Raw genomic sequence first — 4,800 nt, 5'->3', positions numbered from 1 at the left:
TTGCAGAAAGCACTGCAATTCTATCGAGAACCTGACCCAGCTATCCGGTCAGCCCGATTACCCATGCTTTGTCCGGCTCACTGCTAATCCAAGCCCGACCAGGTGAACGGCCCCTATCTCGGAGGGCGGCCATTCATGCCTGGCGCGGCGAACTTGCGGTTTGAGCCGATGTTGTTGAAAAACTCCTACTTGATTGGCGATTAAGTGGCTGATTCAATATCCGCATTGAGCGGGAGGGTTGGCGATGATGGGACCGAGGCAGGAGGCGCAGGCCGAACTCTTTTACGAGTTCTCGCTGGAGGAGCATGTCCCGCAAGATCATTTGCTGCGATGGATTGATCGGCATCTCGACCTGAGCGGCATCCGGGGGCATCTGGCGGATTTCTACAGCCACACGGGCCGGCCCCGGCTGTCGCAAATAGCGTGCAGCTTGGTGTTCATGCCGCCCTTGGTCCGACCAATCAGACGGCCACGTCCCCCTTTTTCACCCCAAGGCTGGACGCCGTGCGATGTGCTTTGAGATAGGTTGCGTCGATCATGACCACCTTTTCCTCGCCGTGATCGGCGGCCAGACCCGCCATCATCTGGGCAAAGATCCCCTTATCGCTCCACCGTTTCCAGCGATTGTACAGTGTCTTATGCGGCCCGTATTCCCTGGGCGCATCGCGCCATCGTAACCCGTTGCGGTTGACGAAAATAATGCCACTGAGGACACGCTTGTCGTCAACACGAGGCTTGCCGTGCGACTTTGGAAAATACGGCTCAAGGCGCGCCATCTGCGCGTCGCTCAACCAGAAAAGATCAGACATGCCACCGCTCGTTTTACGAACTGTGAATCATGCCGCAACCAGGAAATCAATGGGTCCTGACCCTAGTGGGGGGTCTTCATTTATCAGGCGCTCCAAGAAACCCTCCCATAAATTAAAAATCCGCAATTTATGCAATAAACCACCCTTTCCGAAAGCTTCAATAACCATTTTTTACACACCATTAACTTCTTCAGGCGATTATTTTGATGTGAGCTTTCCCTCTCCTGGAGGTTAGAAGTGACTTGTTTTAAATATTTTCTTTCGGCCATCTACGCGGCTTTTATGGCAGGCGCTTTGCAGGCCTCGGACCTGGCCCGGCCCGATGGTTCGATTTTGCTGACGGTCTCAGGCGATATCTCGAACACCAACGAGGAGCAGACGGCCCAATTCGACCGCGCCATGCTGGAAACCCTGGACTGGACTGAAATTGTGTCCTTCACCTCGCTTACCGAGGGGCCACAGGTCTTTGCCGGCCCGACGCTCTCCTCGCTTCTGGATGCGGTCGGGGCACGGGGGACGAGGCTGCGGGCGACGGCTATCGACAATTATAGCATAGTAATCCCGGCTGCCGATGCTGCCGAACACAACGTTATCCTGGCGATGGAGCGCAACGGTGTCCCCATGCCGGTGCGCAGCAAGGGTCCGATTTGGGTGATCTATCCTCTTTCTGAAGCGGATGCGGAGAAGAAAAAATTCTTTCGCGAGATGATCTGGCACCTCTACCGGCTGTCTGTCGAGCGGTGAACCATGGGTCTGCGGCAGCATTTCCGCATCTACGGCCGAACCAGCCGGGCTCTGATCGCAGTCCTCGCGGCCGCGGCGCTGGCAGCCATGCTGTTGCTTCAGCAACGCCAGCTTGACGAAGAGCGGCAGCGTTCCATTTTTACCGTCTCGGCCAATGCGTGGAAGATAAGCGAGCTGGTTTTCGAGACCGAGCGCTTGGCCAGCGGCCTGCTTGAATATCAGGATGGGTTGCTGCGCAAAGACGCGGTGAACCTGCGCTTTGATCTGTTATGGAACCGGGTCGACACTGCGGAGACGACCAATTTCCGGGAATCGCAGGATCTGGCAGGTATTTTGGAGCGGTACCGGGCTTTCCTGACCGACGAAGAGCCCGTGATTTACACAGCTCCAAGTGTGCCGCGCGACGAGATCGCCCGGATCAGGGAGGTGCTCGGACAGCTCGCTCTAGATACGAGAGCAGCCCGGATCAAAGCGTTTACTGCGCTGCAGGTTGAAGACCTTACCGAAGGCATCGCTGGCCCTTTAGGTGGCGAGGTGAGCCATCAGATAGTTATCATGGTGCTGATCGGCATCGTTATGGCCTATATGCTGGCTGAAATTTATTTCGCCAGCCGCGCGCAGGAGAGGGAAACGGTCCTGCGGAAAAAAGCGGCTGAGGCCAGCGCGGCGAAGTCGCAGTTCCTTGCAAATGTCAGTCACGAAATACGCACGCCGCTCAACGGCATCCTCGGGATGGCATCGGAACTTGGCGAAACCGCGCTCGACGCCGACCAGCGCCGCTGCCTCCAGATCATCCAGGAATCCGGCGCTGTGCTGGTGGCCACAATCGGTGATGTTCTCGATTTGTCGAAGATCGAGGCCGGGAAGATGACGCTGAAATCGCATCCATTTCTGCTGCGGGATGCAATTGAACGGAGCCTGTTGCTCTATTCGGCAACGGCCAAGGAAAAAGGGTTGCGGCTAAGCGCAGTTGTGGAGGAGGGCCTGCCGGACAATATCCTGGGCGACGTTCAACGGTTCCGCCAGGTGCTGCACAATCTGATATCCAACGCCGTCAAGTTCACCGAGACTGGCAGCATTGAAGTCATCGCAAAATCTGCAGATGCGGGCAGGCAACTGTGTGTTCGCATTACTGACACCGGCCCCGGTGTGCCAGCGGAGGCCCGTGAGAAGATATTTGAGCCGTTCAGCCAAGCCGACTCCAGTGCCACGAGAAAACAAGGCGGAACAGGCCTCGGGCTGTCGATTTCTCAGCAGCTATGCAAGGCAATGGGGGGCCGCCTGTTTTTGGTATCTGCGACGGACGAGGGGGCTGCGTTCGAATTCAGGCTGCCTTTAGTTCCTGCTGGTGAAGCGGGTGACGATAATGTGTACCATATGGCAGCCGAGCCGGAATCTCCGGCCCTCTCACCGTGCCGCGTGCTTGTGGTAGATGACTGCAAGACAAACCGGCTGATACTGAGCCGGTTTCTTGCGAAAACGTCATGCCGTATTCAAGTTGCTTCTAGTGGACGCGAGGCAGTTGATTTCGTTCGCGCCAGCGCATACGGCGTGGTTCTGATGGATATTCAGATGCCGCAGATGGATGGTGTGGAGGCGACACAATACATCCGGGCGATCGAAAGAGAAGAAGGTCGGCCGCCGAGCCTCATAGTTGCGGTAACCGCCAATGTCATGCCTGCGGATATTGAGAGATTCCAGGCAGCAGGGATTGACGATGTTTTGTCCAAGCCAGTGTCGAAAAAGGATTTGCTCGCGACAATATCGAGACTGCATAGGATGGTCGCGTGAAGCCCTCTAGGTGTTCAGTCACCACTCAACCTGCCATTGTTCAAGGTCATCCACAGCGAAGTCGCAGTCTTGGGCTGGATCGGCACTTTGCTGACAAAAGCCAGACACGTGCAGGGGGGGAAACATTTTCCTCAAGCCGCGTCTAAAGCCGGCTTCCTCAGCAATCTACTAGAGGCCGATCTGAATCATTCTCCAGCGGCGGTCGAGGAGACGTTTTTCTTTCCCATCTCTCGGCTTAACAAAGTAAAGCGTCTCGCGAACACTTTGAGACAGCCCTGGTGGCCACAGGCTGAAATCTGGCTCATCAAGTTCTGACCGCGATGAGGGCAGGCTTGCAAATGCGTTGGAGTAGGCCGCAGACGCCGCGATCATTTAGGGCTGTAGGATAAAGTCCAGAAGGTGCATTGACGCAGCCAAACTCCTGGCATCGCTTGGAACCACAAGCAGAGCGGCCCACAAGTTTGTTCCTTTCTTGGGTACAACAAAGCGGTAACGGGTACTGTCTTCCTCCCAATAAGCTGCCAGCCCGTCGGTGCTCCAGGCTGCTGCCAAGCAGATATTACCGCTGAGCACATCGTCATACTGAGCCGTGTCAATTGACCGGACGTATGGTGCGATGGCCGCAAGGGCGTCGAACGCCGCATCCAGATCCTCAGGAGACCGTGAATGCGGATCCAGGCCTAGGTGTTTGATCCCATGGTTTGATGGTGCGATCCATTCGATGGAATGGAAGGATGCCCTATGGGACAGAAACGTCATGGATGCGCCACGACCACGCACGCCGTCCGAGCAGCAATACAGCGATCGCAAGCTTCGAACGCGGCTCTGAGGCATCGGAGCTCCGTCGACACATCATTGCGGGCGAGCAGCCACCCAATCCGGAAGATCGATGAGGGAACTCATCCCATCAGGGAGAACAGCGTCCCGCTGGCCTGACTAATTCAGCGACCTGCTGGATAATGTGGGAGAACGGGTTGTCCTTATTTCTCTTTTTACGTGAGCTTGGTTGAGGGATCGTTTACGTTTCGACAAAGGTCCATAATAGGAGCGAGCTTTGGTTAAGCTTAAAGAGGTGCCTTTCGAGGAACGCCTGGAGGCCGAGCTGCGATTGAGAGAGCGCGGCGTCCCGCGTCCAAAATTAAGCTCATTCGTTCTTTGCGGGATCGCTATTTCAGGTTTTTCTGTGGCTGTACTTTCAGGGCTATCAGGAGGCGCTGCCCTTTCTGAAAACGCCCTTTTGTTCTTGCCTATGATTGCCGTGGGGGGGCTGATAGGCAGGTCCATCGGCCGCGAAATGGTCGCAGCATATGAGCGGGCGTTGGAAATCACGATAGGGGATCTGCGGCGTGAAAAGGGTTCATCCAGGTAAGGAGTGGTCTGTCCGTCACACCGACTGACGTGCTCCCCGCAGAGTCCGCGGTTATTAGTTCGCCCTGTTCAGGGTTTGGTCCTCTAC

General features: G+C 56.1%; 5 protein-coding genes and 2 pseudogenes. 5 read left to right on the top strand and 2 right to left on the bottom strand.

The window, feature by feature from the left end; translation table 11 throughout:
- Positions 1–244: 244 nt before the first annotated feature.
- Positions 245–406: pseudogene (locus tag ACFMBG_RS23910) on the top strand (transposase); the annotation flags it as partial.
- Here the strand turns inward: ACFMBG_RS23910 and ACFMBG_RS23905 are convergent.
- Positions 394–809 (bottom strand): annotated as a pseudogene (locus ACFMBG_RS23905) (IS5 family transposase); the annotation flags it as partial. The pseudogenes ACFMBG_RS23910 and ACFMBG_RS23905 overlap by 13 nt on opposite strands.
- Positions 810–1,046: 237 nt before the next feature.
- On the opposite strand from ACFMBG_RS23905, the gene ACFMBG_RS23900 reads away from it, so the two are divergent.
- The 3 genes from ACFMBG_RS23900 to ACFMBG_RS23890 are packed head-to-tail and all read left to right on the top strand — an operon-like array spanning position 1,047 to position 3,659.
- Entirely contained in the window at positions 1,047–1,553 is a 507-nt protein-coding gene (locus ACFMBG_RS23900; protein WP_421057138.1) for a putative pterin-binding protein, read from the top strand.
- Between the two features lie 3 nt (positions 1,554–1,556).
- Entirely contained in the window at positions 1,557–3,344 is a 1,788-nt protein-coding gene (locus tag ACFMBG_RS23895; RefSeq protein ID WP_421057137.1) for an ATP-binding protein, read from the top strand.
- Positions 3,345–3,380: 36 nt separating this feature from the next.
- Complete coding sequence (locus ACFMBG_RS23890) at positions 3,381–3,659, top strand: hypothetical protein (RefSeq protein WP_421057136.1); 279 nt, start codon at positions 3,381–3,383, stop codon at positions 3,657–3,659.
- A gap of 57 nt (positions 3,660–3,716) precedes the next feature.
- Here the strand turns inward: ACFMBG_RS23890 and ACFMBG_RS23885 are convergent, their stop codons facing one another.
- The gene (locus ACFMBG_RS23885; RefSeq protein WP_421057135.1) at positions 3,717–4,103 is read right to left on the bottom strand and encodes an extracellular solute-binding protein; all 387 of its coding nucleotides are present in this window, start codon (positions 4,101–4,103) and stop codon (positions 3,717–3,719) included.
- A 295-nt stretch (positions 4,104–4,398) separates the two neighbouring features.
- Here ACFMBG_RS23885 and ACFMBG_RS23880 point away from each other — a divergent pair, with 295 nt between their 5' ends.
- A complete protein-coding gene (locus ACFMBG_RS23880; protein WP_421057134.1) occupies positions 4,399–4,713 on the top strand; it encodes a hypothetical protein in 315 nt (104 codons plus the stop codon).
- Positions 4,714–4,800: the final 87 nt, after the last annotated feature.

Origin of the sequence: Leisingera coralii (assembly GCF_049056525.1) — a bacterium.
Classification (GTDB): Bacteria; Pseudomonadota; Alphaproteobacteria; order Rhodobacterales; family Rhodobacteraceae; genus Leisingera; species Leisingera coralii.
This window is presented reverse-complemented; position numbering and strand designations above follow the sequence as displayed.

What these genes read in the sequence shown, in the direction of transcription:
- ACFMBG_RS23895 (WP_421057137.1), top strand. Translation starts at nt 1,557, where the DNA reads ATGGGTCTGCGGCAGCATTTCCGCATCTACGGCCGAACCAGCCGGGCT.
- ACFMBG_RS23885 (WP_421057135.1), bottom strand. Translation starts at nt 4,103, where the DNA reads ATGACGTTTCTGTCCCATAGGGCATCCTTCCATTCCATCGAATGGATC.